The organism is Ruegeria sp. CE9 (genome assembly GCF_056537425.1).
Map to the genome: position 1 here is coordinate 1 of NZ_JBQFRO010000093.1, position 1,029 is coordinate 1,029.

2 protein-coding genes are annotated in these 1,029 nt (G+C 56.0%); both read right to left on the bottom strand.

The features are described 5' to 3' along the window. Positions 1–575: bifunctional folylpolyglutamate synthase/dihydrofolate synthase (locus ACR0B3_RS24240; RefSeq protein ID WP_480811272.1), on the bottom strand; the 575-nt coding region annotated here is incomplete at its 3' end. A gap of 38 nt (positions 576–613) precedes the next feature. After that, positions 614–1,029: carboxyl transferase domain-containing protein (locus tag ACR0B3_RS24245; protein ID WP_480811271.1), on the bottom strand; the 416-nt coding region annotated here is incomplete at its 5' end.

The following is a 1,029-nucleotide window of genomic DNA, read 5'->3' on the forward strand; positions in this document are numbered from 1 at the left end:
TCCAGTGCGGCCTCTTGCTGCGGGGCAACAATTACGGGGCGCCCGCGCTTGATAATGCCTGCCTTTTCGCCCGCGATGTCCTCGATTGTATCGCCAAGATATTGTTGATGGTCGAGATCAACGGGGGTGATCACGCTTAATGCGGGGCGGTCGATGACATTGGTTGCATCCAAACGTCCGCCCAAACCCACCTCTAACAGCGTGTAATCAGCAGGATTTCTGGCAAATGCCAAAAGCGCGGCGGCGGTGGTGATTTCGAAATAGGTAATCGCATCTGGGCCATTGGCCGCCAAACATTCATCAAGAATGTCAGATAGGTGGTTTTCGTCAATCAGCGTTCCCGCCAACCGAATGCGTTCATGAAACCGTGCCAAATGCGGTGATGTATAGGCATGTGCGCTTTTCCCTGCCGCCTCAAGCCCCGCGCGAATATAGGCGAGGGTCGACCCTTTGCCATTGGTGCCCGCGATATGAATGACAGGCGGCAACGCCTGTTGCGGATCACCAAGGGCGGCCAAGATCCGCCACATTCTATCGAGCGTCAGGTCAATGATCTTTGGGTGAAGCGCCATCATGCGCTCCAACAAGAGATCCGAGCGGGGGGTGCTCACTTTTATTTTGCCTCCGCCTCGTTTGGCGCAGCCTCAGTTGGGGCGGGCAGATCCCCTTTGACTGGGGGTTCCATGCCCATCAGCATCCGAAGGATCGAGATCAACTCATCGCGCAACGCGGTGCGATGGGTCACGCGGTCAAGCATCCCGTGATCCAACAGATATTCGGCGCGTTGGAACCCTTCGGGCAATTTTTCACGAATGGTTTGCTCAATGACCCGTGGCCCAGCAAAGCAGATCAGCGCATTTGGTTCGGCAATCTGCACATCGCCAAGCATCGCATAAGAGGCGGTTACGCCCCCAGTGGTTGGATGGGTCAGAACCACGATATAAGGCAGGTTCGCCTCTTTGAGCATATTTACCGCAACTGTGGTGCGGGGCATTTGCATCAGGCTGAGGATACCCTCTTGCATCCGCG